29 protein-coding genes are annotated in these 26,817 nt (G+C 47.4%); 5 read left to right on the plus strand and 24 right to left on the minus strand.

Annotation, left to right across the window (positions count from 1 at the left end):
- Positions 1-490 precede the first annotated feature (490 nt).
- Complete coding sequence (locus tag ACZYR9_RS24600; protein WP_488981055.1) at positions 491-2,347, minus strand: P-loop ATPase, Sll1717 family; 1,857 nt, start codon at positions 2,345-2,347, stop codon at positions 491-493.
- Between the two features lie 612 nt (positions 2,348-2,959).
- On the opposite strand from ACZYR9_RS24600, the gene ACZYR9_RS24605 reads away from it, so the two are divergent.
- On the plus strand, positions 2,960-3,157 hold the full coding sequence (locus tag ACZYR9_RS24605; RefSeq protein WP_488981056.1) for a hypothetical protein: 198 nt from the start codon (positions 2,960-2,962) through the stop codon (positions 3,155-3,157).
- Between the two features lie 8 nt (positions 3,158-3,165).
- Here the strand turns inward: ACZYR9_RS24605 and ACZYR9_RS24610 are convergent, their stop codons facing one another.
- The 6 genes from ACZYR9_RS24610 to ACZYR9_RS24635 form a co-directional block, all read right to left on the minus strand.
- Positions 3,166-4,272: an RES family NAD+ phosphorylase gene (locus ACZYR9_RS24610; RefSeq protein WP_488981057.1), complete on the minus strand. Its 1,107-nt coding sequence runs from the start codon at positions 4,270-4,272 to the stop codon at positions 3,166-3,168.
- Positions 4,273-5,208 carry a sce7725 family protein gene (locus ACZYR9_RS24615; RefSeq protein ID WP_488981058.1) on the minus strand — a complete coding sequence of 312 codons (936 nt, stop codon included), beginning with the start codon at positions 5,206-5,208 and terminating at the stop codon, positions 4,273-4,275.
- Positions 5,190-6,059 carry a sce7726 family protein gene (locus ACZYR9_RS24620; protein ID WP_488981059.1) on the minus strand — a complete coding sequence of 290 codons (870 nt, stop codon included), beginning with the start codon at positions 6,057-6,059 and terminating at the stop codon, positions 5,190-5,192. The genes ACZYR9_RS24615 and ACZYR9_RS24620 overlap by 19 nt, the downstream gene beginning before the upstream one ends.
- Positions 6,060-6,192: 133 nt before the next feature.
- The gene (rlmH, locus tag ACZYR9_RS24625; RefSeq protein WP_488981060.1) at positions 6,193-6,672 is read right to left on the minus strand and encodes a 23S rRNA (pseudouridine(1915)-N(3))-methyltransferase RlmH; all 480 of its coding nucleotides are present in this window, start codon (positions 6,670-6,672) and stop codon (positions 6,193-6,195) included.
- 76 nt (positions 6,673-6,748) lie between these two features.
- A complete protein-coding gene (locus tag ACZYR9_RS24630) occupies positions 6,749-6,916 on the minus strand; it encodes a CxxH/CxxC protein (protein WP_488981061.1) in 168 nt (55 codons plus the stop codon).
- Between the two features lie 130 nt (positions 6,917-7,046).
- The gene (locus ACZYR9_RS24635) at positions 7,047-8,267 is read right to left on the minus strand and encodes a S1C family serine protease (RefSeq protein WP_488981062.1); all 1,221 of its coding nucleotides are present in this window, start codon (positions 8,265-8,267) and stop codon (positions 7,047-7,049) included.
- A gap of 206 nt (positions 8,268-8,473) precedes the next feature.
- Between ACZYR9_RS24635 and ACZYR9_RS24640 the strand changes: the two genes are divergently transcribed.
- A complete protein-coding gene (locus ACZYR9_RS24640) occupies positions 8,474-8,695 on the plus strand; it encodes a hypothetical protein (protein ID WP_488981063.1) in 222 nt (73 codons plus the stop codon).
- 11 nt (positions 8,696-8,706) lie between these two features.
- Here ACZYR9_RS24640 and ACZYR9_RS24645 read toward each other — a convergent pair whose 3' ends face one another.
- The 6 genes from ACZYR9_RS24645 to ACZYR9_RS24670 form a co-directional block, all read right to left on the minus strand.
- Complete coding sequence (locus ACZYR9_RS24645) at positions 8,707-9,510, minus strand: MBL fold metallo-hydrolase (protein ID WP_488981064.1); 804 nt, start codon at positions 9,508-9,510, stop codon at positions 8,707-8,709.
- A 19-nt stretch (positions 9,511-9,529) separates the two neighbouring features.
- A complete protein-coding gene (yycI, locus tag ACZYR9_RS24650; protein ID WP_488981065.1) occupies positions 9,530-10,270 on the minus strand; it encodes a two-component system regulatory protein YycI in 741 nt (246 codons plus the stop codon).
- A 13-nt stretch (positions 10,271-10,283) separates the two neighbouring features.
- Entirely contained in the window at positions 10,284-11,570 is a 1,287-nt protein-coding gene (locus tag ACZYR9_RS24655) for a YycH family regulatory protein (protein WP_488981066.1), read from the minus strand.
- Complete coding sequence (walK, locus tag ACZYR9_RS24660) at positions 11,567-13,417, minus strand: cell wall metabolism sensor histidine kinase WalK (RefSeq protein WP_488981067.1); 1,851 nt, start codon at positions 13,415-13,417, stop codon at positions 11,567-11,569. Before walK ends, ACZYR9_RS24655 begins: the two co-directional genes overlap by 4 nt.
- 15 nt (positions 13,418-13,432) lie before the next feature.
- Positions 13,433-14,161: a response regulator YycF gene (gene yycF, locus ACZYR9_RS24665; protein WP_488981068.1), complete on the minus strand. Its 729-nt coding sequence runs from the start codon at positions 14,159-14,161 to the stop codon at positions 13,433-13,435.
- Between the two features lie 151 nt (positions 14,162-14,312).
- Positions 14,313-15,887, minus strand: coding sequence for a peptidoglycan DD-metalloendopeptidase family protein (locus ACZYR9_RS24670; RefSeq protein WP_488981069.1), 1,575 nt, complete (start codon positions 15,885-15,887; stop codon positions 14,313-14,315).
- A 233-nt stretch (positions 15,888-16,120) separates the two neighbouring features.
- Here ACZYR9_RS24670 and ACZYR9_RS24675 point away from each other — a divergent pair, with 233 nt between their 5' ends.
- Positions 16,121-16,375 (plus strand): hypothetical protein, encoded by a 255-nt coding sequence (locus ACZYR9_RS24675; protein WP_488981070.1) that lies wholly within the window; start codon positions 16,121-16,123, stop codon positions 16,373-16,375.
- Between the two features lie 99 nt (positions 16,376-16,474).
- On the opposite strand, the gene ACZYR9_RS24680 is transcribed toward ACZYR9_RS24675, so the two are convergent.
- The 11 genes from ACZYR9_RS24680 to rpsF all read right to left on the minus strand — a co-directional run bounded on the left by ACZYR9_RS24680 (position 16,475) and on the right by rpsF (position 25,802).
- Positions 16,475-17,128 (minus strand): hypothetical protein, encoded by a 654-nt coding sequence (locus ACZYR9_RS24680; RefSeq protein WP_488981071.1) that lies wholly within the window; start codon positions 17,126-17,128, stop codon positions 16,475-16,477.
- Between the two features lie 154 nt (positions 17,129-17,282).
- The gene (locus ACZYR9_RS24685; RefSeq protein WP_488981072.1) at positions 17,283-18,566 is read right to left on the minus strand and encodes an adenylosuccinate synthase; all 1,284 of its coding nucleotides are present in this window, start codon (positions 18,564-18,566) and stop codon (positions 17,283-17,285) included.
- Positions 18,567-18,826: 260 nt separating this feature from the next.
- Positions 18,827-20,167 carry a replicative DNA helicase gene (gene dnaB, locus ACZYR9_RS24690; protein ID WP_488981081.1) on the minus strand — a complete coding sequence of 447 codons (1,341 nt, stop codon included), beginning with the start codon at positions 20,165-20,167 and terminating at the stop codon, positions 18,827-18,829.
- 110 nt (positions 20,168-20,277) lie between these two features.
- Positions 20,278-20,721: a 50S ribosomal protein L9 gene (gene rplI / locus ACZYR9_RS24695; protein WP_488981073.1), complete on the minus strand. Its 444-nt coding sequence runs from the start codon at positions 20,719-20,721 to the stop codon at positions 20,278-20,280.
- Positions 20,718-22,679 carry a DHH family phosphoesterase gene (locus ACZYR9_RS24700; protein WP_488981074.1) on the minus strand — a complete coding sequence of 654 codons (1,962 nt, stop codon included), beginning with the start codon at positions 22,677-22,679 and terminating at the stop codon, positions 20,718-20,720. Before ACZYR9_RS24700 ends, rplI begins: the two co-directional genes overlap by 4 nt.
- Before the next feature lie 26 nt (positions 22,680-22,705).
- Positions 22,706-23,641, minus strand: coding sequence for a DUF2232 domain-containing protein (locus ACZYR9_RS24705; protein ID WP_488981075.1), 936 nt, complete (start codon positions 23,639-23,641; stop codon positions 22,706-22,708).
- Between the two features lie 5 nt (positions 23,642-23,646).
- Positions 23,647-23,949, minus strand: a complete 303-nt coding sequence (locus ACZYR9_RS24710) for a MazG-like family protein (protein WP_488981082.1) — start codon at positions 23,947-23,949, stop codon at positions 23,647-23,649.
- A gap of 56 nt (positions 23,950-24,005) precedes the next feature.
- Positions 24,006-24,422: a CBS domain-containing protein gene (locus ACZYR9_RS24715; RefSeq protein ID WP_488981076.1), complete on the minus strand. Its 417-nt coding sequence runs from the start codon at positions 24,420-24,422 to the stop codon at positions 24,006-24,008.
- Positions 24,423-24,621: 199 nt separating this feature from the next.
- On the minus strand, positions 24,622-24,912 hold the full coding sequence (rpsR, locus tag ACZYR9_RS24720; RefSeq protein ID WP_062410209.1) for a 30S ribosomal protein S18: 291 nt from the start codon (positions 24,910-24,912) through the stop codon (positions 24,622-24,624).
- 47 nt (positions 24,913-24,959) lie between these two features.
- A complete protein-coding gene (gene ssb, locus ACZYR9_RS24725) occupies positions 24,960-25,436 on the minus strand; it encodes a single-stranded DNA-binding protein (RefSeq protein WP_488981077.1) in 477 nt (158 codons plus the stop codon).
- 81 nt (positions 25,437-25,517) lie between these two features.
- The gene (gene rpsF, locus ACZYR9_RS24730; RefSeq protein WP_488981078.1) at positions 25,518-25,802 is read right to left on the minus strand and encodes a 30S ribosomal protein S6; all 285 of its coding nucleotides are present in this window, start codon (positions 25,800-25,802) and stop codon (positions 25,518-25,520) included.
- Positions 25,803-26,047: 245 nt separating this feature from the next.
- Here rpsF and ACZYR9_RS24735 point away from each other — a divergent pair, with 245 nt between their 5' ends.
- Both ACZYR9_RS24735 and ACZYR9_RS24740 read left to right on the plus strand, forming a co-directional pair.
- Entirely contained in the window at positions 26,048-26,233 is a 186-nt protein-coding gene (locus ACZYR9_RS24735) for a YjzC family protein (protein ID WP_488981079.1), read from the plus strand.
- 78 nt (positions 26,234-26,311) lie between these two features.
- Positions 26,312-26,563, plus strand: a complete 252-nt coding sequence (locus ACZYR9_RS24740; protein WP_488981080.1) for a hypothetical protein — start codon at positions 26,312-26,314, stop codon at positions 26,561-26,563.
- The last annotated feature ends 254 nt before the right edge of the window (positions 26,564-26,817 follow it).

Consider the following 26,817-nt stretch of genomic DNA (forward strand, 5'->3'; position numbering starts at 1 on the left):
CTGCTGGTCATGAACCTCGAAAAGAGACTCCGGGTTCTCTTTTTGCCTTTTTTGCAATGGCTCTGGTCGACCCTTGCATTCCGCTTGCCCGTGATGCCGTAAAATGTGACCCGTTCAGCAAGCCCTAAATAACCCCCAGAGAATCCTCTAGGGGTTATTTGTTTATTATATACCTACTTCGATGCCAACGTCCCTTTGGTTTACGACTATCTCCACTTTCCGCTCTACTACTATTTGTGATATGGTTCCCGCCGTATAATCGCTAAGGCGAAAACAAAAAGCCCTCCGAATTAGAGAGCTTTTACCAATGTACAAACCGTTCTTGTATAAAAAAACAAGCTTTTGATATATCCTATAAGGCTGATCTTACAATAAATGGTTTAAGAAGCGCCGTTACTTGTGATAGGGTTCGCCTTTAAGAGCTGCAAGGAAAATAACTCACTGCATTAAGGAACCCGAATTAAAGAAAGATTGCTGTATCTACTTGAACCTATTCATTATAACCGATGTCCCGTACTCCTTCAGGAATTTTCCTTAACGACCATTTGGAAAATTTCTCATCATACTCAATAATTACTGCTTGTAGTTCCTCACCTTCAGTCACAACGTCACTTAAATTAGAAGTATAAGTATCCGCAATATTTCTAATATGTATATATGCAGGATACGATTTTCCATAAAATTTTATTAATCCATTAACAAATGATTTGCTTATATTCTTAACATTAAAAGAAACTATGTCACCAATCTGCGGTCCTTCAAAACGCTTCATGCTGTAATCTTGCTTTTTGCCAACAGATAAAGCACTTTGAAGAGCCTGATGTATCATGATTTTCCATTGATCTGAGATTATTAGCCTATCATCCCCCTTATGTTGCCATCTATACATCTGAGATTCCGGCAAGTAGTTTCCTATAAACCCCAACCTATACAAATCATTTAATACAAAATTAAAATTAGTATCCATGATACTGTTAACAAAAAACTTGTCTATCCTTGCTCTTAATTGATTAACAGATAAAATGGATTTGAATCCAGTAAATACATTAATTATGTCTTCAATTTGTTCTGATGTATATAAAGCTCTCATTTCTTCTTGGATTTCAACTAGACTATCTATAGAATATTGTTTGTGTAAACTAGTAAAAACGGCTTGTGAAAAAGATGTACTATCATTATTAATACAGTTTTGTGCGGATATAATAAATCTTACAATATCACGTGGTTTGTGCCAGCTATTATTAAGAACATAACTAGTAGGATCAATTTCATGAATGTTTTCAGGAAACCATTGCGCAATAATCTCTTTATCACTTCTATATTTCTCTTGATCTTCAGACTCGCTTAATGCAATTCTTCTTAATAAAATTTGCATTATTGGATGACTAAATGAATTGGTATTATTATAGTTCCATTTTAGAGGTATCTCAAATCCAGAGGTAACTTTATTTAATTCTTTTGTTACAATAAATCTTGAAATTGCATTTACAATTTCAGATCTAATAGAACATATTATTTTTATATTGCTCATATTAGATGAAGAAAAAACTGAATTAAACCTTTTGATTGTAAAAATCAAATCTCTAATTAAATATAAATCCCTTTTAAAGACTTCTTGATCTCCGTAATATGCTTCAAGTTCGTCAATAAAAATATGGTAAGGAATATCTGTTTTTGTTAATCTTGATAGGGCATCCTCTGCTTCATCAATCAATTTTACAAAACTTGAATAATTATTTTCCTTCGTATCTCTGCCGAGATCAACTTCCATTTCAGGTGCTATTGACATTCCTGATGGATCTTGGTATGGAATCCCAATTCTTATTCTATTTGGTATCACGCTTTTTTTGGTGTTTAGTGGGCCTTTAATGGTAGATACTAATTTCTTGAATTTGTTCCAGTATTCATTATCTTCAAATAAACCACCGTTAAATTCTTCATTATCTGCTACTATTCTTTTTAATAACAACCATCTCCATATATATTCAAATTCGGAGTTATTTAAAAGCGTATCTTGATCAATTGTTATTGAGGATAAGTTTCTCTTTAAGTATTTTTCAAATTCTTCCTTCTTTAATTCGGCAAATTCTTCTTTAAAGAAAACAAATGATGAGCAAGCACTGCTATCTCTTTCTCTAATTAAATTATCTAGGTAGAATAATAAAGCAGTTTTCCCAGTTCCTTTATAGCCCGAAATAAAGCAATGGTTGCCATATAATAATGATTGTAAATCAATGTTTTGGGGTACTATAAATGTTTTAATAAAACCAGATATGCCATCAAAGTTTATTTCATCCTTGGCATCGGGTTTCCCTGAGTATATATCCTTTACTGTTATTCTTCTCATAGTAAATATCCCCCAAATCTACATCTTCGATAATCGCCTTTGTCTGATCGAAGCTAAATATTGTCTATTCATAAACGATTTTTCCCAACCCCAACATACTCTATTACTAATTATACCAAAATATTCTTTTGAAGTGGATTGAAAGTTTCGCCCTACTTATGATACGGTTCAGCGTAACGGGTCTAACGGCGAAAAATAATTGTGGTTGTTGCAATATAAAAGGCGAAATACCCCCTATTGTGCCGCGGGAGATTTCGCCTCTCTATAAACAACAAGGTCATTTCAAATGTTTGATAATTAACCCATCAACATCCGCAACATTACTCCATTGATTTGTCTACTCAGTATGGATAAAGGTAATGCTCACCTTAACAACCATTAGGGTGAGCTTTCTTTTTATGGGAAGGTGTGTAGAAAACAACACATCACTCACATTGCCTGTATGGAGCAGTAGCTGTTAAAGTTAGGCACCTTAAATTGTAAAAGTTTATGACGGGTTGTGCATGGAGAAATAACTTATTGCCCCGAACTGCTTGTATGACGCTCACTTGTTAAAGTACACTACTTCTTTAAATGTAAAGGTTTATGGTGGATGGGTGTATTTTATCGGTAGTGATCGAGCTTATGGAGAATGTGACGCGGGAGTATTACGAATCAATCGGCCTTGGTGAAGCCTATGCGCAACAAGTAGCAAGAGAGGCAATGGAGCAACATGCGTGGCGTGAAGGAGAACGAATGGACGGACGTTCTCCTTGGGTTGGCTTGGTGATGCGTGTTGGTGCTAAACTGACTGGTCTGAGTGGAGCCTAATTGTCTGTCTATATTTCTTCTATCTCATATTTTAATTTTTTAATATGATGCACTTCAACACCAGTGCATACAAAAAGGTCTGGGTAAAAAATAGCTAGGTTTTGCCCCGTCAGATTAATTGTACTATTGTACTCAATGCCAGCGTACTCCGGTACTCCCTCATGCAAGATACTTTTTATAAAGTCCGCTATGTACTGTGTAGGTATGTAATCCAATACACTGTCGCTTCTTCTCAAAGCACGTCCGATCTCCATGTTAATTCGCTTCAGGTGCTCTTTATTGATTGCATGCTCCACTATATCAAAGCCTTCAATAAACGGACTGATGTGATCAATCGCCTTGAGATCAACAACTACAATATCCTGTGTTAATTCAAACTTTCCTACCGAAACGTAATCAAAGATACCAGCTCGTATCTCGTGAATCGTAGTATCAAGATTATTTGCTAGGTATAAGCAGCGTATACCAGCTGAATTTGCTCTACCCGCTGTAACCTTGTCCGATGGGGGAGCGCCCATTTCATCCACTGTGAAGCCATCCTCTGAGGATATACGTCCCCTAAAAAATACAGTCCCTTTTCTATAAACTTTTCTAATGAACGAACAATAACGATTGAGAATTTCTAGTTCGATGTGATTTGTGTGGAATCTATTCTGATGTTTCACAGACTCTACAAATTTATCCCAAGAATTCGAACGAAGCAGGGAATGATTTCTGAGGTGTTCTTTATCATTAAGTTCTGCAATACCAACTGGCGCATCGAAGAGATTTGGCATACTGGTGTATTTCTCAGGGTATAATGCCCGAATAATACGATATACGTCTGTCGAGGTTAACTTATTGTTAAATATATGCCAACGATCAGTTAATTCTGTGACTAACAGTTTCTTCTCTTCGACAGGAAAATCCCCAGGAAGCATAGCTTCTGGTGTATAAATATCTAGTAATCGCTCGAATTGTTGCTTGAAGTATTCTGTTTGTTCTGTTTCTACGCTAGTATCATAAATGAAAACTTTTCTTTTTTCGCAGATTGGACAAGAGTTCTCGAATTGTCCCAAACCTTCGATAATGGGCTTTAACTCTCCGTCAACAATGCATTGGTTACAAAATTTCATTTACTTTACCTCATCCAAATACCGACTCATAAGCTCCAAGTGATGCATAATGGATAGTTTCTTTACTGTTCCTAGTCCGGGGTACGAACGATTTTTGTACATATTTTCAAAAGCCCGAACTCCGAATGTATCAAGTTGCTGAGTTTGGTTCCAAATGACCAACTTTTCCAAAGCCTCAGCAAATTTACCTGCCGGGTCTGTGATGTCATCATTAGTATCGGATACAAAATGCCGAACTCGCAGAGTCTGATCAGCCGCAAAATATACGACATGAATTGCAATCGCATAAGGAGCAAATCCAGACTCTGAATATTCATTACCAACAACCGAATAATCTGAAAAACCCAAATACCCTTCCTGCTCATAGTACAGGTGATCCGATGAGAAGTGTTCATCCTCTGGATCTAAATAATCTACGTTGCGGCTTTTTTTAGGAAAACGATCTTCAAACATTACTCTTTCTCTTGGCATTCGTCTACGAAATCTGCTTTCGTCCCGTATGAAGTTGAATCGTGGATAGTCCGGAGCATAAGCAGTTTCAAAATGGGGAATCGAATCCTGATTGATGCATATGGTAGCAATCCCCTGCTTGTTTATTCCTTGACGCTCAAGGGCAGAAAGATGTGCTGAAAATTTTGCATCAACATAAAGAAATGATAGAACATCCGACATCTTAAGTATTTCATAAAACCGACCCTTATCTTTTTCATATTTCTCATCAGCTAAATCTTTAATCATGCTTCCGACTTGAGGGTTTCGAACTAGCCCCAAAGAACGATTTTTTTCTTGAAAAAATGACATAGTTTTAATCAAGGCAGAAGATAATTTTACTGGCTCAACAACTGGCATTAGATTTTTACTCAGTAATGATTTCTCAAGCAGCTCTCTTATGGCTATGAGTTCAAACTGTCTACCTCTCAGATAAGGGAAGTACACGGACTAACCTCCTTTTGTTGCAAAAATGAGTTAAGTCTTCTATAATCGTTTGTTTTAAACTCGGAAAAATAGACGAGAAACTTTAATTCATATGGAATTTGTTTATATGATTCCACATCAATCTGCCCACGTTTTTTTAGTGTCGCTACAAAATCCATATATGCAACACTCGTATCAATTTGGTAAAATAGTTGCTTGCAAGCCCTGTAGTACTCAAATTGGGATGTATCAGGAAGTGTCCCGAAATGCTTTACAATCAAACTTTCATACTCATGTTTCCGAAGAATTTTAAACATTATATCTTTGTTTAACTGATTGAGGTATTCTTGAGGCTGTTTCTTCTCCTGAATCGTGCCCTTCTTAGTTAACACACATATTCCTACTGGAGAGTCACCTAATCGCTTCAGTAATGCATCGACATGGTCCTCAGATGCAAGTATAGATACAAGAGTAAACGCTTTGAAATAGTTTGCAATTTGTGACTCAAGGCGATCAAGATTATCAAGCTCAGTCTTAATTTCATAAACAACTGCACGTCCATTAATCAAAACAAAATCAGCTTTAGACTTTCCTATAGAAACCTCCGTTAAAGCTGTCGTTGTTGTGGGCTTGTGTATGCCGAGCAGCAATTTGTTTAAAATAGTATTTTTATAAAAATACTCATTGCGATATTCTTTTTTAAGCACGCAATATATTTCACTTATGAGTTGCCTGTTATCCTTACCTGAGGGGTCAGAAATATATCTACGTATTGCGGTAGCGTATGCATCACTGTAATTACTTTCTACAATTTCACGCAATGTATTTCGTGTAAACACACGGTTTAAAAGTATGGAATTGTCTGAAGCCATGTATTTACACCTTCTTTCGAAAAAATTATAAGCATCAATATTGCTTATTTACTCCCCTTCAGTGGTAAATCCCAACTTTCCACATATTTCAATTGTATAGCAACTTAAGAACTACAACAATCATTTTTCGCCGTCATTTATGATACGGTTCCCGCCGTATAATCTTAAACGCCCTGTACACCTGCTCCACCAGCACAAGACGCATCAGCTGGTGGGGCAGCGTCATGCGACCGAACGAAAGCTTCAGGTCGGCGCGGGCAAGCACATCGGGGGCTAGGCCGAGCGAGCCGCCGATTACAAAAGCGATGCTGCTGCGCCCGTATGTGGCCAGGTCCTGCACGTGCCGCGCCAGCTCCTCGCTGGAGAGCGGCCGGCCGTCGATGGCGAGCGCCACGACATGGGCATCGCTGCGCAGCTGCGTGAGGATGCGTTCGCCTTCGCGCTGTTTTACCTGCGCCTCCTCCGCGGCGCTCATGGACTCCGGCGCCTTCTCGTCAGGCACCTCAACGATCTGCACCTTGGCATAAGGGCCAAGGCGTTTTACATATTCCGCAATACCCTGCACCAGGTACGATTCCTTGAGCTTGCCTACGGTAATAATTTGGATGTTCAATGCAGTTCGCTCTCCTTAGGATGCAAAATTAAAAAGAAGGCCGCTTAACCTAAGCGAGCCCTCCTCCTCTTTCATGTTATACCACCAAAAACCGCCCCGGCGCGGAACAGCGTTCGCAGTGCGTCGGAGGTGTCCAGTCCTTGAAATGGACCTCCTCCAAATCGACAATGTCCGGCGCATCCTCATATTCGTCCACGAACATGTCAATCGCCAGCTCCAAATGCTCTTTACAAACCACGTACATTGTAAGACCCCTTTTTTCTTTGCCCACTAACCTGTCCAGCCATCATAGCTTTCAGACAAATGATTACGTTATTGCCTTCTAGTTTACCCCATTGCATACCGGTCTAACAAGCCAATTTCCCGGCTCTGGCTTAACGCTTCTGCAATTCCTCCAGCTTCAGCGGCAACGTGCTCTTCTTAGCCCCCCGATAAAAGGTGACATTCAGCGTATCGCCCACCTGTTTATTGCCGTAAATGTATTTGCGCAGAGCCAGTGTTCCATCCACCGGGTTCCCGTCAAGCTCTACGATCACATCGCCGCTTTTGAGACCAGCCTCCTTGGCCGGCCCAATGACCTCCAGTACAATGACGCCCCGCTTGATCTCCGATGGAAGCTCCAAGGTCTCTAAACCGGCGAAGGATTGGAGATCCTGGGTGACGACCCCCATATAGGGCCGCTTTACCTTTTGATCTGTTACCAGAGCCTGAATCACCGTCTTCGCCTGATTAATCGGAATGGCAAACCCGAGACCCTCTACGCCCATATCGGCCACCTTCATCGTATTGATGCCAACGACCTTGCCGGACAAATTAACCAGTGCGCCGCCGCTGTTGCCTTGATTGATCGCAGCGTCGGTCTGAATAACATCCATCTCCCAATCAAACTCGCCTTCGCGGCCAAGAGATACCGGGATCGTCCGCTTCGGCCAGCTGATAATACCCTTCGTAACGGTCGGAGCATAGCCAAGACCCAGCGGGTTACCTACCGCGATGGCCGTTTCCCCTGCGCGCAGCGCGTCGGAATCGCCAAACTCCGCCACCTGTTCAATCCCGTTCCCGTCGATCTCCAGCACCGCCAAGTCTGTGATCTGATCGCTGCCGACCAAGGCTGCCTCTCTCTTCTCGCCCGTAAAGGTCACCACATCCAGCTTGGTGAAGCCTTCCACCACGTGGTTGTTCGTCACAATGCGTATTTTGTCTCCGCCCCGTTCAAACATCACGCCGGAACCGAGCCCCATAGAACCTCCGCGCTCCTTCTCCCCATCCTGGCGGGTGCCCAGGATGCTGACTACGGCAGGAGATACTCTCTCCGCCGCGCCTACCACCGTATCGCTGATTTGCCGATCATTCTCTTCTCCCGCTTCCGCCTTCTCCGGGACGGGTGCAAAAGCAGTTAATGCTTGAGGCTGTACCGGATCGTTTGACGACCCGCCGCCAAAAAGAATAAACAGCACGGCCATCACCGCCGCTCCAATGATAGCCGGGAGCAGCCAGCCGGGCCGCCCTTTGGGCAGACGGCCCGCGGCATCACGCAAGGAAACCTTGCGTGTTACCTTTGTTGAATAAAAGTCGTCGTCGTCAAACAAGCTCAATGCCGCCGCCCCCTCATTTTCCATCCAACGATGTGATACAGCAAATCCCGGACTATCCTAGCCGAATCCCTGATTTCCCACTTCATTTATTGTACCTTAAAAACTCTTAGTCTGAGAAACTAAAAAAATAGGAATGTTTTCCTTCACACTAGACTAGAATAAGAACATGAGTCAATCATTCCCAAAATAAGAGAGGTTAAGCGACGATGACCAGCAGCCGCATTCATTCCCATCTCGAAGAAATTGCATGGATCGGTAAATTGGCCGATCTGAAGGAAGACCATTACCGCAGCTCCCTCCTCCTCAGCGCAGTGATCGAGCTGCTAATGGAGAAAGGAATGCTTACCGCGGAAGAAATTTCGGCCAAAGCACAGGCTTTGGAAATTCAGGATGCCGCAGTGATTCCATCAGATCGAATTTATGATTAGATGACGAGGGGCTAATCCTCGCTGAGCCGGTCCCAAGCCGTAGAGCGGTCGTGATACGTGTCCATCAGCTTCGCCCGGTGATCATCCGGTGCAAGTCGCTCCTCTACCATACTATTCACGGTCAGCCTGGCCAAATCCATCATATTGTGGTCCCGGCTCAGATGAGCAAGATATACCCGTTTGGTCTTCGACGTCATGACATCGACCAGTCCGGTACCTGCCGCTTCATTGGATAAATGCCCTACATCGCTCAAAATGCGCCGTTTAATATTCCAGGGATACCGACCCATTCGCAGCATCTCGATATCGTGGTTTGATTCCAGAATCAGCACATCGCTATCTTGAATCTTTTCTTTCACCTTGGAGCTCATATAGCCGAGGTCGGTAGCCAAGCTCAGCTTTTCTTCTTCATGGTAAAAGCAGTAGCCTACGGGCTCCGCCGCATCGTGCGAAATGCCGTAGGACTCCACCTGCAGCGAGCCGAATTCGCGCATTTCTCCTGTCTGCATGACACATTTGTTCGCTTCGGCAATCTCGCCAATCTGCTTATCGAGCGCTTCCCACGTTTTTTCGTTGGCATAAATCGGCAGATCATACTTTCGCGCAATCGCCCCGAGTCCCTTAATATGATCCGCATGCTCGTGGGTTACCAGAATGGCATCCAGCTCCTGCGGCGACATGCCCCGCTCCTTCAGAAGCTGCTCCACCTTCTTGGCGCTTAGCCCCGCATCGATCAGCACCTTGCCTTCGTCGGCAGCCACCACCATGGCGTTCCCCGTAGAACCGCTGCCCAGCATACAAAAACGCATTCCCATCCCCATAGCTCCCAACCGCTTACTTATTGTTTTGCTGCGGCTCCTCCACCGCACCATTAAACGCATGAACAAAATAAACATCCCCGTTAGCGAGCGATACCCGCCAAGACGGCACCATATACATCGTTTGCGAATTGTAAACCTGTCCGTGATACCCCAGTGTCACACCGGTAATAACCGAGCCTGTCGGTAAATAGTTCTCGATCAAGCTGCGAAGCGCAATATAAGGCGAAATGACCTTTTGCTCCTTCTGGTCATCTTCGGACTGCACCTCCACATAACCCTGCCGATAGAAAGTCACCTGCCCGTTCTCCTCAATCAGCTCCAGCTGCACCTCGAACATCGGAAGCGAACCGTACAGCTGGTGGAACACATAGGTTCCACCCAGGCTTGTCATCGGATCGAACTGGTACGCCCCGACATGCGCAATCCCGGTCCGGCCGAGCACATCTTTGAAAGACGCCTTGTTAATCAGAGGGTCGAACTTAAAAGGCGTTCTTAGCGGTATCCGCTCCTCCGGCGTCAGGTTTTCGTCGAACTTGACCACGATTTCTTTCAGTCTGGGGAGCTCCTTGGGAATATCCGCAGGCACCTGAATATTTTTGCTTTTCACCAGCCGCTGCAGCTCTTCAGCCGTTGCGCTCGGATTCGCCTCCAGCTCAAGAATATCGGCACGGCTGGACCAGAGCTGGATGCCCAACACTATATTGAGCAGCAAAAAAGACATAATCAATATCGTTTTGGCCCGGCCCCAATCCATCCGTCGTTCCCCCTTATTCTAAGAACTCATACGTCCCATCACGCAGCTCCACTATCCATGCAGGCACCAGCTCCAGCGTCTGTTCCCCTACTACAGGCCGGTAGCCGGGAAATACCGAATACACCTGCTTGCCGCCGGTGAACTGCGCAAGCTTCTGCTCAAGAGGTTCACCGCCGGAAAGCTGAGCTTCTTTGAGGGTAACCTCCTTCGAATCGGGCGTCATAATTGAGCGTTCATAGCTCGCGACAACCCCTTTTTGCAGTGATATTTTCATAAATCCTATATTTTCATGGCCCGTATTGATGATCGGATACGACCCATAATATTGACGGAAAACAAAGGCCTGATTGTTCGAAAGCAGCTGCTGGGGCACCTTTTGCACCGCATACGTTCCGTTCCAGCCGCCATGCTGGTTGATAAACTGTACCGCCGAAAGCAGATTTTCAAGAATATTCAATCGGCTGTCCGTCGGCGCTACAGGATCGGAATACGTCATCCAGTGCTGCTCATTTTTGAGCTGCAAGCCTCTCTTGCCGTCGGTATAGATCTCCGAGCCGTCCCGCTCGGTCAAATTCCGTGTTACACTCGGATCTACAAAAAAGGTCCGCTTCAATTGATCTACTGTAAATGAAGTGAAGCCCATTTGATACCCTGTCATCGGGAGCGGTTGTGCCGGCAAATAAAAATCACCTGCCGCCGCCTTTCGATACGGGATGAAATTAGAGGGGACGGTGACAAAACGTTCAATATCCTTCACCGTAAAATCCGCCCTCGTCACCTCATACAACGTATTAGGCGTATCGGTAAATAGAATCGTACGAACCTCATTGGCATCCATGGCAAAAATCCATATTCGCGTAATCAGGTCGCTCTCATTAATCAAATCCCCTTTAAGCTGCATGACCCTCTGAAGCACATTCATAGGCAGCCCGTCACGGAAGCGGATTTCCACTCCCTGCTGCTTGCCGCCCACTTCATCCCAGTTCAGGCCCAGCTGCTGCGCATTCGTCCTACGGAACCCTTCCATAAAACGCTGCTTCACAATATCCAACACATCGTTATACTGCTGCGTATTCGGATAGAGCACCGTATGCTGTCCATTCCCCAGATGCAGTACCAGCTGGTCCGAGAACAGCATCTCCTCCATGGAGGTCTGAGTTCCCAGCATATCGGTTTTCACGTATTCATCCGGAGGCGTAAGCGGATCAAATTTCGGATAGCTGTAGGCAAGCAAGTAGCTTTGCAGCAAACTTGTCATGATTAATACGGTCAGTATCGCCGTCTTCAGCTGCTCTATCATCCGGTCGCCTCCTCTTGTTGATACGTGAGTGTGAACGTGACCCGCGTCCCTTGGCCAAGCTCCGAGTCCAAATGAATCGTTCCGCCGTGGGCTTTTACTATTTCCCGGGCAATCGATAAACCGAGACCCGTACCTCCCATACTGCGCGAACGTGCCTTATCCACCCGGTAAAAGCGCTCAAAGATCCGGTTTAAATCTTTACGGGGAATTCCGATCCCGTTATCCTGCACCGAGATTTCCAGCACCGACTGCATTAGTCTTGCAGCATGAATCCGGATATGCCCTCCGTCGGGCGTATATTTAATGGCATTCGATACGAGGTTATCCAGCACTTGGTCTATGCGGTCCCGATCAAGCATAATTTCGCCCACACCCGGCTCCACTTCCAAAGCGATGGTAATCGAGCGCTGCTCCAGCTGAAATGAAAACCGGTCCGCCACTTCCTCCAGCATCTCAGCCACATCCGTCGTTTCCTTGCTGAGAATCGCCTGCTTCGAATCGAGCCGGGACAGCTGCAGCAGGTCCGTCACAAGCCGAATCATCCGCTCGGTCTCGTTGCGTGCCACGCCTACAAATTTGGCCGCCAGCTGCGGTTCTTCGACGGCTCCGTCCTCCAATGCTTCCAGATAGCTTTTGATCGTCGTCAGCGGCGTTCTGAGCTCATGAGATACGTTGGCCACAAACTCCCGGCGCGACTGCTCCAGCTTCTCCTGTTCGGTAACATCCTGCAGGACGGCAATCGTGCCGGCTGCGCCTTTTCCTTTACTGTAAATAGTCGTGAACGTCACGCGCACAAACACCGGCTCTTCCTCCGGCTCGTGAACCAGCTGCAGCATCATCAACCGGTTCCCGTTATCTTCTTTCATGTGTACGGTCTCCGGGGTCAGATTCAGCAGCTCGCCCAGATGCATGCCCAGCGTCGTATCCTCGTTTACATTCAATATTTGCTTAGCCCTCCGGTTGATCACAATCACGCGTCCATGATCATCGGTCGCAATCAGTCCATCGTTCATATTGGACAATATCGAAGCCAGCTTCTCTTTTTCCTCTTCATTCAGCGACAGGGCTTCACGCAGCCGCTCCACCATAATATTAAACGTGGTTCCAAGCTGGCCGATCTCGTCTTGTCCCATCACCGGAACCTGCTCGTCGAAGTCAAACCGGCCTTCGGCCACTGCCGTAGCCTGTCTTGTAATCGCCTTGATCGGTTTGGTAATCGTCGCCGACAGGATGATTCCCAAAAGCGCCGTCAACGCAAGCGCAATGAGTGTTCCCGATATGAAGAAACGGTTGATCCGGTTCATCGTATCGTATACCTCTTCCATCGAAGCAATGATATACACCGCCCCGAGTACCCTTGCTCCGGAGCCGATCGGTTTGGCGATAACCACCTTGCGGACTCCGTCAATATCCGTAAACATGCGCTGGTTATCCTTAATGCCCTGCAGCGCCCTTGTGACCTCGGTTTGCGTATTTTTATTGCCGACCACCGATTGGTTGCTGGCCAACGAGGTGGTAAGAACCACGCCGCCCGCATCAATCACCTGGATTTCCGCATTGCTGATTACAAACAAGCGGTTGACGAATTCATTTAAGTCGGCATACGACCTTTTCAAGGCTTCCGTATTTTTATTATCTTGGCTTTCGCTCAAATACGTCTCTGCGTACTGCGCAAGCAGCTGCGCCTGCTTGTTGCGGTTATCCATAAATTCATTTTTGAGTGAGCCTTCCAGCGTGCGGATAAAATACACGCCGATGAGCTGCATCGCGATCAAAATCAGCAGAACATAAATAATAATCAGCTTGGCTTGAATCGATTGAAAAAAACGGATGCCTTTCTTCTGCATCGGTATCGCCCCTGCCTAGTAGCTGCCGGCGCTTGTTTTCGGATTGCGCATCATGTAGCCAAGCCCCCGCCGGGTAATGATATATTCCGGACGGCTCGGATCGTCCTCCAGCTTCTCTCTGAGCCGGCGGATGGTCACGTCAACCGTACGTACATCCCCAAAATACTCGAAGCCCCACACCGCCTGCAGCAGATGCTCACGCGTCATCACCTTGCCGCTGTTTTTGGCCATATACTGTACGAGCTCGAACTCCCTATGCGTGAGATCAAGCGGTACGCCGTCCTTATAAACGACATACATATCGGTATCGATAAATAAGCTGAGGATGCGCAGGCCCTGCCGGGGCTGCTCCTCCTCCGGAGACGCGGACGCCGGTGCCGTCTTGGTCTGTCTCCTCAGGTGTGCTTTGACCCGGGCAAGCAGCTCGCGTGTTCCAAACGGCTTCGTCACATAATCGTCTGCCCCAAGCTCAAGACCCAGAACCTTGTCAATCTCATTATCCTTAGCCGTCAGCATGATGATCGGAGTGTTCAGCTTGGCTCTTACCTCCCGGCACACATCCATACCGTCCTTTACCGGCAGCATCAAATCCAGCAGAATCAAATCCGGCTCTTCGGAATAAGCCAAGTCCACCGCCGCTCCGCCGTCATAAGCGCAGATGACGTCATGGCCTTCTTTTTCCAAGTTAAACTTCAATATATCCGCAATCGGTTGTTCATCGTCTACAACAAGTATTTTCGCCATTCGTTCCTTCACCGCCTGTCAAAGACTAACAGCTGTTCATGGGAAGCTATTCATTTATTTTACCACAACTCGAAGCAAAAAGAGACATGGAGAGCCCGGGCCTGCCGCCCTGCTTTCTCCATGCCTCTTGATTAATGTGATGCTTGCCATCTTAACGATTTAAATATTTAAGCGGATTTTGCGGCGATTGGTCAAGCAAAATTTCAAAGTGCAGATGTACCCCTGTAGAGTCCCCGGTACTGCCCATTGTTCCAATTTTTTCGCCTTTCTCCACAATTTTACCGCTGCTTGTCTCAATCTTGCTCAGGTGTGCATACACCGTACGATACCCATTCATATGATTAATAATAATAATATTGCCGTAACCGTCCTTCACACCTGCAAATTCAACCTTACCGTTATCGGATGCGAGAATACTGCGGTTGCCCGTAAGGTCAATCCCTTTATGGAATGCGCCCCAGCGCTTGCCGAACGTACTGGTGATCGTAGCCGAAACGACCGGCCATGCAAACTTGCCTGTACCTTCACCCAATACGACCTTGGTACCTCTTTTCACGACGGCCTTGACCGGCTGCTGAACGATTTCTTCGCTTAGCACGCTCTCTTCTTCCATCAGTCCGTTGACCTTGGTCAGCTGCAGGGTCACTTTCTTCATGCCGTTCTTTCCTTCGGTAAGCACCTGCGTCTCTCCGACCCGCATATTATCGTCTTGCTTATATTCCGTCTCGTATTGGATCTCCTGATTCTCCACGACCTTCTCAACGGTCCTTACGGACAGTGTCGGCCTCAGCACGGTAAGATCCAGCTGTTCCCCTACTTTGATCATGTCATTGTAAATCCAGGGGTTATTCTGGTAAATCACCTGCTTCGGAACATTCAGCTTCTTGGCGATACACGATACGCAGTCGCCGTCTACAACCGTATATTTGGTAGGCTGCGCACTGCCTGTCGCCAGCTTATTCAGAAGCTCATCCGGCTTCATGAGCTGGTCCGGCTTGATTTCCAATTCTTTCATTTCTACATTCTGAACGAAATCCGCTTTCTCCAGCTCCGATGCTGCCGGAGCGTCGTTGTTCGATGATGCGGATAATATGCCGACTTTCCCCGGTTCTTTCTTCTGCTGCAGGGAAGCGATCACATTCGCTTTTAGCTGCTCCAGCACTTTTTTGGCCGTCGCTTCGTCCTTCACAATACCTACCGGCTTGCCGTCCACCAACAATTGAACCCCGACTGGATAAGCCGAAAAATAACGTTCCAATTGCTTCAGAACAGCTTCATCCTCTGCCTTTGTCCCAAAAACCCGTTCCGGGGTAAATTCGAGCCTAGGCTCCTTTACGACCATCCGGATGTTCGTATCGCTTTTGGTCATCTGCTCCCGCTTTTCCTGCTTAAACTGTTCAACCATCGCCGGATCGGATACGGTCCCGATGGAATCTCCATCGGCGTACACGTGGTAATAATCCTTCATGTTCGCCAGTACATACTGGTTTCCGCTCCAGACGACGGCGGCAATTAAACTTAATGCGGCGGCAGATTTCATGATCAATCGTTTATGTTTAATGATGCGTTGTTTAAATGGAATGGATGCTGCGTTTGCTTCTTGATCCTTTGTCACCGGTTCTACCCTTAAGCCCTCAGCCAAGCTCTCGGACCCATTCTCAGCCTGTTGATGCCGAAGCTTTTTTATCAGGCTCTTGAATTGATCCATTATCTTGAAAACTGTCATCTTCTTCTCCTTTTAAGCCGTTTTTTGCCGCATTGGATAGGCATCCGCTAAATCACACGGAACTGCTGTTTTACTGAGACTCCTAGCACATAAAAACACCTAAAAATAGGGACAATAACCAAAGTGCCCAAACTCCTCTATAAATTTACCATACCCCGTCTATTTATTTCAACCAAAGTGCAGGTCATCGCTCGTTTTCAGAAAAAATTCTGACAGGAGTGTGAAGTAAAACTATGGAAAATATCACGGCTTCGTTTCGTAACCCGCTGGATATGGAGAAAGCGGCTCAAGCGCTTTTAAAGCAGGGCGTCATCCTTCTCAAGCAGGATTCGCCTGCTCTGAATGCGGAAGGCAGGCTGCCTGCGGTAACGAGCATGGGAGAGACCGGCATTACGATTGAAGCCCCTTTCATCCTGCAGGCTGTCGTGGAATCGTCGCGGCGGCGGCAGGCGGAGGATACCATCCGCAGCTATGGCGGGGAATATTGATGCTTGCGAGAACGAAAAAAACTGACCTTAAACGAGCATGAGGTCAGTTTTTTGTTATCCCATGTTTCTCACCGCGCATAAGATGCCGGGAACCGGGGCTCAAGGCGCTCCGATGAAGGCTTGCAGCTGTTTATACTCCTCTGGCTTCAGCTTTCTCTGAAGCAGCTCCTCGAGCTCCTTGAGCTCCGCTGCTGTAATTCCGTCTTCCAAAATGACGGAAATCCTCTGCATTTCCTCTTGCGATACGCGAGAGACCAGAAGTGAGAAAATTTTCGTTTTGTTCTCCTCAGACAGCTGCTCCTTCTTTTGGGCAAACTGTTCACTTGAAACCACGATTTTTCTGTCTTCCTCCGGCAGCGCTTCTTGTCCGGATTGCTGGCTCCATACGGCCACTGCATCCTCGGGAACCCGATAAGGGTCCTCGCGGTCTTGGCCTACCGCACCGTCATAGCTTGCATCTTTGGATCCGGTTGAAGTAGAAGCCGATGAGGATGGGGAGCCCGGATGAGCGGAAACAGCTAAATCCTTAGGCTTCGCCTCTGCCGCTTCACCCGTCCCCAAACCCAGCTGCGCGGTAAAGCGGTTCACAAACTGATTCCACCCGATTTTGTGATTTCCGGGACGTTGAATCTGATATTGGTCTAACAGTACATCCACATAAGCATTTACGGCGAGAAAGGTCATCACTACGCAGCATAAAGAAGTGACCGCCGCGCTGACGCCCAGCTTCAGCATCCAGTTCATCCATTTCATTTCTATGCCCAACTCCCATCATGTCACTGTTGTCCATAATTCCAGTATTGACCTATTTCCGGGAAATCAATCGGGCGGTTCTTTCCTATGCAAAAAAGCCCCGCTCTCCATCATCGGGAGAACAGGGCCATGGTCTTATAAGGTCAGATTCAACTCAGTAGATCGGCTTCACCAGGTTGGTTTGCTCACGGTTGCGCCCAACGGAGAAAATCGCAATCGGAATGCCCGTCAATTCAGACACCCGCTCAACATACCGTCTTGCGTTCTCCGGCAAATCTTCGAGCTTGCGAACATTGGACAGATCCTCTTTCCAGCCCGGAAGCTCCTCATACACGGCCTCGCATTCAGCCAACACCTTCAAGCTGGCCGGATAATGCTCGATGACTTCACCGCGGTATTTGTAGGCTGTGCAGATCTTCACCTTATCCAGTCCGGACAGAACATCAAGCGAGTTCAAGGATAGGCCGGTAATTCCGCTTACCCGGCGGGCATGGCGAACAACAACGCTATCGAACCAACCGACGCGGCGTGGTCTTCCGGTAACTGTACCGTATTCATTGCCGCGCTCACGAATCCAATCTCCCGTTTCATTTTGCTGCTCGGTTGGGAAAGGGCCGTCTCCAACGCGCGTGGTGTACGATTTGGCTACGCCGATAATTTGTTGAATTTTGGAAGGCCCTACGCCGGAGCCGATGCAGACACCGCCCGCTGAAGGATTCGAAGAGGTGACATAAGGATACGTTCCTTGGTCAATATCGAGCATAACCCCCTGTGCGCCTTCGAAAAGCACCTTCTTGCCTGCGTCGATCAAATCGTTCAGTACGACCGACGTATCGGTAACGTAAGGACGGATTTGCTCTGCATAGCCGAGATATTCCTTAATGATCGAATCGGCATCCAGCCCTTTGGAGCCGTATACCTGCTCGATCAATACATTTTTCTCCTTCACCATTTGGCGAACCTTGCGTTCAAACTCCTCCGCATCCATCAAATCGGCAATGCGGATCCCGTTACGGGCTGCTTTATCCATATAGCAAGGGCCGATTCCCTTTCGGGTTGTCCCGATTTTGCTGTCGCCTTTGCGTTCTTCCTCTAAACCGTCCAACAGAAGATGATACGGCATAATCACATGGGCACGGTCGCTGATACGAAGATTGTTGGTCGTAAAGCCGTTGTCATGAATATATTGAATTTCCTCGAGCAGCGCGCCCGGATTGATGACCATGCCGTTTCCGATGACGCATATTTTATCCGAATAAAAAATGCCCGATGGAACCATTGTAAGCTTATACTTTTTATCATTAATAAGAATCGTATGACCTGCGTTATTGCCTCCCTGATAACGAGCAACAACTTCTGCAGACTCCGCAAGAAAGTCGGTAATCTTTCCTTTTCCTTCGTCTCCCCATTGGGTTCCGACAACTACTACCGTTGACATATTCGCTTACCCCCGTGAGGTGGAAACCACCTGTTATTTGCCTTAAAGGCACAATACACCATTGATTAGTTTAGCAGTACCATTCAGCAAAGTCAATAAAAACGAACAATATGCATAGCCCTTTGCCCATTGTTCGGAAATTATTCATATGTAGAAGGACTACAGCGGCATTCCCTTCCCTATGCCCCTCTGTAGTCCGCATATTCACATTACGTTTTCATCTCATTAAAAATGTTCCCCGTGCAACAGTGGCGCGTACCTTAGCGTGCCATCGCCAGCTCCTGATGAGTTCGGTCCAGGTTTACGAATTTGTTGTAATTTTTCAAAAAGGCAAGCTCTACCGTCCCGACAGGACCATTCCGCTGCTTGGCAATAATAATCTCAATGATATTTTTTTTCTCCGACTCTTTATCGTAATAATCATCACGATACAGGAACGCCACAATATCGGCATCCTGCTCGATCGATCCCGATTCCCGCAGGTCAGACATCATCGGCCGCTTGTCCTGCCGCTGCTCCACTCCCCGGCTCAGCTGCGACAGAGCGATGACCGGCACGTCCAGCTCACGCGCAATCTGTTTCAATGTACGGGAAATCTCCGAGACCTCCTGCTGACGGTTATCGCCTTTGCCGCGTCCGTGGATGAGCTGAAGATAATCGATCAGGATCATGCCAAGACCCTTCTCCTTCTTCAAGCGGCGGCACTTCGCGCGAATATCCGCTACGGTAACGGACGGGGAATCGTCGATAAAGATATTAGCCTCCGACAGCGAGCCGATGGCCATCGTCAGCTTCTCCCAATCGTCCGGCTCCAGGAAACCCGTACGCATCCGTCCCGCATCGACGTTAGCCTCCGCACAAATCATACGCTGCACAAGCTGTGCGGCACCCATCTCCAAACTGAAAATGGCCACCGTCTCATTCTCCCGTACCCCGACATTCTGCGCTATATTCAAAGCGAACGCCGTCTTCCCTACAGAAGGACGGGCCGCAACAATAATCAGGTCCGACCGCTGAAAGCCCGAGGTCATCTTGTCCAAATCCGTAAAACCGGAGCGAATGCCCGTCGTACTCCCCTTCTGGTTAAAGAGGAACTCCACCTTGTCGAAGACCTCCATCAGCACATCCTTGATGGCGATGAAGCCGGAGCCGGAACGAGCCTGTGAAATCTCCATGATACGCTGCTCCGCATCGCTGAGCAGCGTTCCCACTTCATCTTCACCGGAATACCCGTTCGTAACAATCTGTGTAGCCGCCCGGATCAGGCGCCTCAGCATCGACTTCTCTTCTACGATCTGAGCATAGTAGTCAACGTTAGCCGCCGTAGGCACTGCATTGGCTAGCTCCGACAGATAGCTGATGCCGCCGACCTCCTCCAGCTGCTTCTTATCCTGCAGCCGTGCCGTAAGCGTAATGAGATCGACGGGTTCATTCCCCTCGGCAATCTCGATCATGGCTTCATAGATCCGCTGGTGCGCTCCACGATAGAAGTCGTCGCTGGTCACCCGCTCCATTGCGGTAATCAGCGCGTCTCCGTCAAGCAAAATAGCGCCGAGTACGGCCTGTTCGGCTTCTATGTTTTGTGGAGGAATGCGATCCATAAACAAATTCTCGTTCACCTGTTCTCCTCCTGATCTTCAAGCTTCACATTATGGACAACAAGGCAAATAACGGACATTCATGTCCGTTATTCATTGCCGAATCCGCTTTTTTATTCTTCCACTACATGCACTTTCAGTTTCGCTGTGACTTCCGGATGCAGCTTGACGGCAACCTCCGTCACGCCCAATGTGCGGATCGGCTCATCCATGACAATCTTCCGCTTATCCAGCTTAATCCCTTGCTTATCCAACGCTTCGGCTACCTGCTTGTTTGAAACGGCGCCGAACAAACGTCCGTCCGCACCGGATTTGGCTTTCAGCTGCACCGACAGCTCTCCCAGCTTCCGGCCCAGCTCCTGTGCATCGGCCTTCTCCTGTGCTTTCCTGCGTTCCTCCGCTTTCTTCTGCTGCTCCAGCACCTTCATCGACCCATCGGTAGCCGGTGCGGCCAGGTTTTGCTTAAACAAAAAATTATTGGCATAACCCTCGGAAACTTCTTTGACTTCCCCTTTTTTTCCTTGGCCCTTTACATCTTTCAACAATATGACTTTCATTCGAACAGCCCCTCCTCTGCATGTATCTCACTTAACACTTGCTTGAGCCGCTGCGTGGCTTCCGCCACCGTGCCTTCAATCTGCGTTGCCGCATTCGTTAAATGGCCGCCGCCGCCCATTCGCTCCATAACCAGCTGAACATTCATCTGTCCAAGCGATCTTGCGCTGATTCCGATCAGCCCGTCCGGGCGTTCGCTGATCACAAACGAGGCCATAATTCCCGTCATAGTTAACAATGTATCAGCAACTTGGGCAATGAGCAACTGTGAATATTTACGTCCCGGCTCATTGACCGCCAATGCAATATGGTCATAGATGACAACGGCGTTCTTGATAACCTCGGCCTTTTGAATGTAGTATTCCAAATCTTCCTTCAACAGCTGTTGAATCATCGAAGAATCCGCGCCGTTGCGCCGCAGGAAGGAAGCCGCTTCGAACGTCCGGGCCCCTGTACGGAGGCTGAAGCTCTTGGTATCGACGACAATCCCTGCCAACAGCGCCGTAGCATCAAGAGCGCCCATGGTCAGCCGTTCATGGAAATATTGGAGCAGCTCCGTCACCAGCTCGCATGTGGACGACGCATACGGCTCCATATAAACCAATGTGGCGTCATGAATAAAATCCTCGCTCCTCCGGTGATGGTCTACGACCACCTTTCGCGTAGTCAATTGCAATAGCCGCGGCTCCGGTGTCATCACTGCCCGATGCGTATCGACTACGACAGCCAGGGAACGTGAATTCGTAATCTGCAGTGCCTGCTCCGGAGTAATAAACCAGCGGTTGAGCGTTTCGTCCTCATAGATGGTCTCCATCAGCTTCTCAATGGAAGGATTGACTCCCTCGAGCACAATATAGCCTTCCTTGTTACTTATATGCGCCATCTTCAATACGCCGATGGCCGCTCCAATCGCGTCCATATCCGGATATTTATGTCCCATGACGATGACCTTATCGGAATCCTTGATCAGGTCGCGTAGCGCATGGGAAATCACCCGGGCTCTGACGCGTGTCCGCTTCTCCAGCGCATTGGAACGTCCTCCATAGAACGACAAGCGTTCGCCAAGCTTCACCGCCGCCTGATCGCCGCCCCGGCCCAGTGCCATATCCAAGCTCGTCTGAGCCCAATGTCCAAGCTCGGTGATGGACGAAGTTCCTGAAGCGATGCCTATGCTTAGCGTCAGCGGCAGCTTGTGTTCGATCGTAATATCCCGAACGTCGTCCAAAATCTCAAAACGCGATTGCTCCAGCGCCTTTAGCCCTCTTTGGTCCATCAGTACAAGGTACCGGTCCGACGCCGTCCGGCGGAGATAGACGTTATGCTTTTGCGCCCATTCCGTGATTTCACCGGTGACTTTAGCCATCATAATGCTTCGCGTTTGGTCGTCAAGCCCCTGAGTCGCTTCATCCAGGTTGTCCAGCATGACAATGCCCAGAGCCAGCTTTTCCTCGTCATAACGGAGCTGAAGCGATTTGAGCTGTGTAATATCGGTCAAATAAAGCAGTCGTTCTTCCGGATTGATCTGCATTTCGTAGATGTTGTTATCCATGGCGATTTCGAGCTTCAGCTCTTTTTCCTTGCGGTTCTTAAGTGCCGGAAACAGCTCAAGCAACGATTCTCCAATCAATGAATCCTCACCCATCATTTGAGCTACGAAAGGATTGTGCCACTCGATGATTTTTTCCTCGTTGTATAGCACAATGCCAAACGGCAGCCCATGAAGGACATCGCTTCCTGTCCGCTTGACCCGATGCGTCAACGTGGCCACATAATGGTTTAAGTCCTTACGGAACGCCTGCTCCGCCTTCAGTGTGTAATACCCGAGAATGCAGCACAAAAACAAGGCAATGAGAGCAATGACCCATTGGTACAAAAATAAAATGAAGGTCAACGCGGTCAGTAAGGCAAAAATCCATACGATATGCATCCCATGCCATCGCTTCAACAGGAACTTTGGCATTTCATTCGCTCCTAATCCCTATAAAGTCACTTGCGAGTCATAATACGATCACGGATTGGAAACGCCACATCAAATACTCCAAGCAGGCTGAACAAAAACGACACCGGCGGGAAAAACAGCAGCAGCAGAATTCCAACTATCGGTAATGTCCTGTTCCACTGCTTTACATGCGCCACATAGAACAAGAAAGAAATCGCCTGAATGGAAAACAGGAACGTCAGCAGCGGCAGTAAATTCAAGAGCAACGTATAAGACATCGATCTCGTGTTATCACCTACAAACATTTCCATGATCAGTGCGATCAAATAAAACCAAACGAACGATTTCGAGAGCATCCAATCCTTGATCGGCTTAAAGGCGGGAATGGATTCACCCGAGCGGACGAGCACCTTGCGGGCCAGAAAATGGGATACCACCGCATAAAAAAGTGAAAACCCGATCATGTACAGCGGCAGCATCAGTACCATCATATGAACCAAAGTATCGGGATCGACACCCATCATACTTTGCAGCTCCGCAGGAAGCGTCTTCACGCTATCCATCATAAACTGCTTTAATTTGCCTACCGGATTGAGACCAAACATCTGCGTCACGATAAGCGTAAGCAGCAGCTGTGCAAGGAGCGTAACCGCTCCTACCGTAAGGACAGACCGTGCCGCGGCGCCTTTCTTATACAAGTTGCCCATCTGGATAACCGGAGGCAAAAAGAACAGCGATATCGACACTAGCAGCGCTCCAAGCCAACCGGCCAGAAGCAGCGATGTGACTAAATAAACAACGGCCAGGCAGATCGCGTAATGCGCCAAGAACCTCTTATTATCCAGCTTCACATACATGACCAGCAGAGGCACCATCAACAGTGCTGCCGTAATTAAACTTAGCGGGGGTAAAAAAATCGCTAAGAGCAAAACAATATAAGCGATGCTCCAACCGAACATTCGCTTTTTCTGTGGTTCATCCAAGCCTTTCACCTCTTACGCAAATGATCTTCCAAAGCGGAAATATCTCCGTACCATTCTTCCAATTGATGTCCTTCCTCGCGATGCTTCTTCATTTTGTCCAGAACCGCTTCGTCCAAATTGCGCAGAGAGATGCCAAGTCGACGGCCGAGAATATAACAGCAGGCAATCAGACTTGCCAAACCGTCAACGATTTTGTGATGACTGCCTTCCCAAATGCCTTTAAGCAGGTGTGCCATTTGATCCACAAGCTCCGTTTTCAGCCATTCGATAATTTTGGCCCGTTTGGCCAAATCAACGTCTCTATCCATATTAGACAAGCTTATTCTCTCCTTACCTTGGTGCTTTAGTTAATTATAACACACTTTTAGACCCTTTGTTCGGACTGCCACAGCTTAAAGCAATAATCAATAATTTCCCTTCTACGGATGATACCGATGAATACTTCATTATCGTCGATCACAGGAACATAGTTTTGGTTGGTGGCCAGCGTAATCAAGTCTGCCATCTGCTGATCGATCCGGACCGGTTTAATCACCATATGCTGAGAGACTTCTTTGAGCTGCACTTTATGGGCATTTTCAAATCCGATTTCAGGAGAACGCTTGAGCTTCCATAATAAATCCCCTTCGGTAATGGTTCCGACATATTTTCCATTCTCATCAATAAGAGGAACGGCCGAATATCGGTGATATTCCATTCGTTCAAGCGCTTGGCGTATGGTGGAATGAGGAGATAAATAAATGACGTCATCCTTGGGCACCAAGAAAAAAGCGATGTTCAACGTTATTCCCTTCCTTTCTCTCTCTATAAGACCCTGCAATTCTCACCATTCCATCATATCATGATATGCCCCGGGAAGAAAAATGATTCACCGCTCGCCGGAAGACGATCGTCTTCAGCTTTTTGGGCATGCATTTTTCGTTATAACATACAAAATAAAAAGACAACCGGGATAACCCGGTTGTCTTATTGAAATCATCTTACTCCGTTGTATAAGGCAGCAGAGCGATTTGACGGGCACGCTTAATTGCGATCGTCAATGCACGCTGATACTTAGCGGAAGTACCTGTTACACGGCGAGGAAGAATCTTCCCGCGCTCGCTGATAAACTTCTTCAGCGTTTCAATATCTTTATAATCAATATGCTTGATTTTGTTTACGGTGAAGTAACAAACCTTACGGCGCTTGCCGCCTTTTTTGCCACGGCCGCTGAACTTTCTTTCGCCGCGCTCGCCGCGGTCTTCAGAGCGTTCTCTTTTTTCGAATGCCATGTTTTCTCCATCCTTTCTACGTGAGTTTTCCTACCGTTTCAAGTTTCTTAAAACGGCAAATCATCATCAGAGATATCAATCGGTTTACCGTCATCCTGGAAAGGATCCTGTTGTTGGCTGCGTCCTCCGCCGTAACCTCCACGGTTGCCGCCTCCATCGCCGCCGCTAGCACCCATTCCCATACCCTCATCGCGATTGCCGCTGTTAGCCGATTCCAAGAAACGTACATTGTCCGCAATGACCTCCGTCACGTAAACGCGGCGTCCTTCATTGTTGTCATAGTTACGCACCTGAATACGGCCTTCCACTGCTGCCAAACGACCTTTGCGAAGATAATTCGCACAAGTCTCCGCGAGTTGGCGCCAAGTTACGACCGGAATAAAATCCGCTTCTCTTTGGCCTTGATTACTTGAGAAAGGTCGGTCTACTGCAAGTGTAAACTGGGTTACAGCCACACCTGCGGGCGTATAGCGCAGTTCGGGGTCACGTGTCAGTCTTCCGATCAGAATCACACGATTCAACATCCGCATTTCCCTCCCGGATCCGTTGCAACGTACGATTTAACGTCGTCCGTTGTCAACAAACTCAATTACGGCACTTCTGCCTTAAGCTACGTCTTTCACGATCAGGTAACGAATGATTTCGTCGGAAATCTTCATTACACGGTCAAGCTCGCTGATCACTTCATTATTCGCGTTGAATTGAACCAACACATAATGACCGTCACGATGCTTGTTGATCTCATACGCAAGACGGCGCTTACCCATCAGGTCGTGCTTCGTAATTTCGCCACCGTTGTTGATGATGTTTTGGAACTTCTCCACCGTAGCCTGAACCGCTTCTTGTTCGAGATCAGGACGGATGATGTACATCACTTCGTATTTGCGCATGTTGCCACCTCCTTTTGGACTAAAGGCCCCTGAATCGGCTTGTACCGTCAGAAGCAAGGAGCGAGAATGTTTTCCTAAACTCGCACCATAATACTATAGCAAAAATACAATGCCAAAGCAAGACAAACAATTATACTGCGCGCATTGTTTGTCTTCAAAAGGACAGGCTGGTAATTATTAACCCTTATGGTGAAGTCGTATTGTGGAAAATATAACAATACACCAATCATAGGAGGTGACCCGCCATGGGTGAATGGACACAATTCCGTCCGGGCGATAGTGCGCCAAACGACGGCGAGTATATGGAGGTTGGCGAAAATGCCTTCCATATGGGAATTAACAATCCCAAAATCATCACATTAAGCAAAGGGGATCGCTTCCCCGAAACGACCAACCACAATCGAAAGTGGAAAAAAGTATTCCGGGGGTAGCCCCTCCTTCCCCAACCGCCGTGAGGCGGCGGGGATCCACTGTTTATGCTGATCAACAACTCAAAAGGAGATTTTCATATGCGATATAAATATACCCTTATCCTTACGATGATCGGTGCGGCGCTCTGCCTGATCCATTATATCGGACACGAATACGATCCGATTTATTTGATGTTTTATTCCCTTAGCATTCCGGCTTGGTTTTACCCGATCTTCACTTATACGGACGTGAATCCCCTGCTTCTCTACTTCCTCACGATTTTATCATGGACCATCATGGGTTACGTCATTGACCGCTTCTCCGTCTATCGCCGCTCCAGCAGCAAATAGCCCGTCCAGTCCAAGATCCGATCCGTTCCATGCTGTAAAAGTGGTCGGGTCTTTTTGTGCTCATCGTCATTTCTCTTCTAGTCTATTAATGAAGCCGTCCGGCTAATCCGGGCGAGTCCTAATTTTCGCTTCTTCGCTATAGTTCGTTGCTGAGGTCTGCTTAATAGGTTGATTGTCAATACTGCTGAGTAAGAACATTACTAGGGCGGGATGAACAATGTGGACCTCCGCAAGCAGTAAGGATAATCTGATTT

This window comes from Paenibacillus sp. F024 (assembly GCF_057814255.1).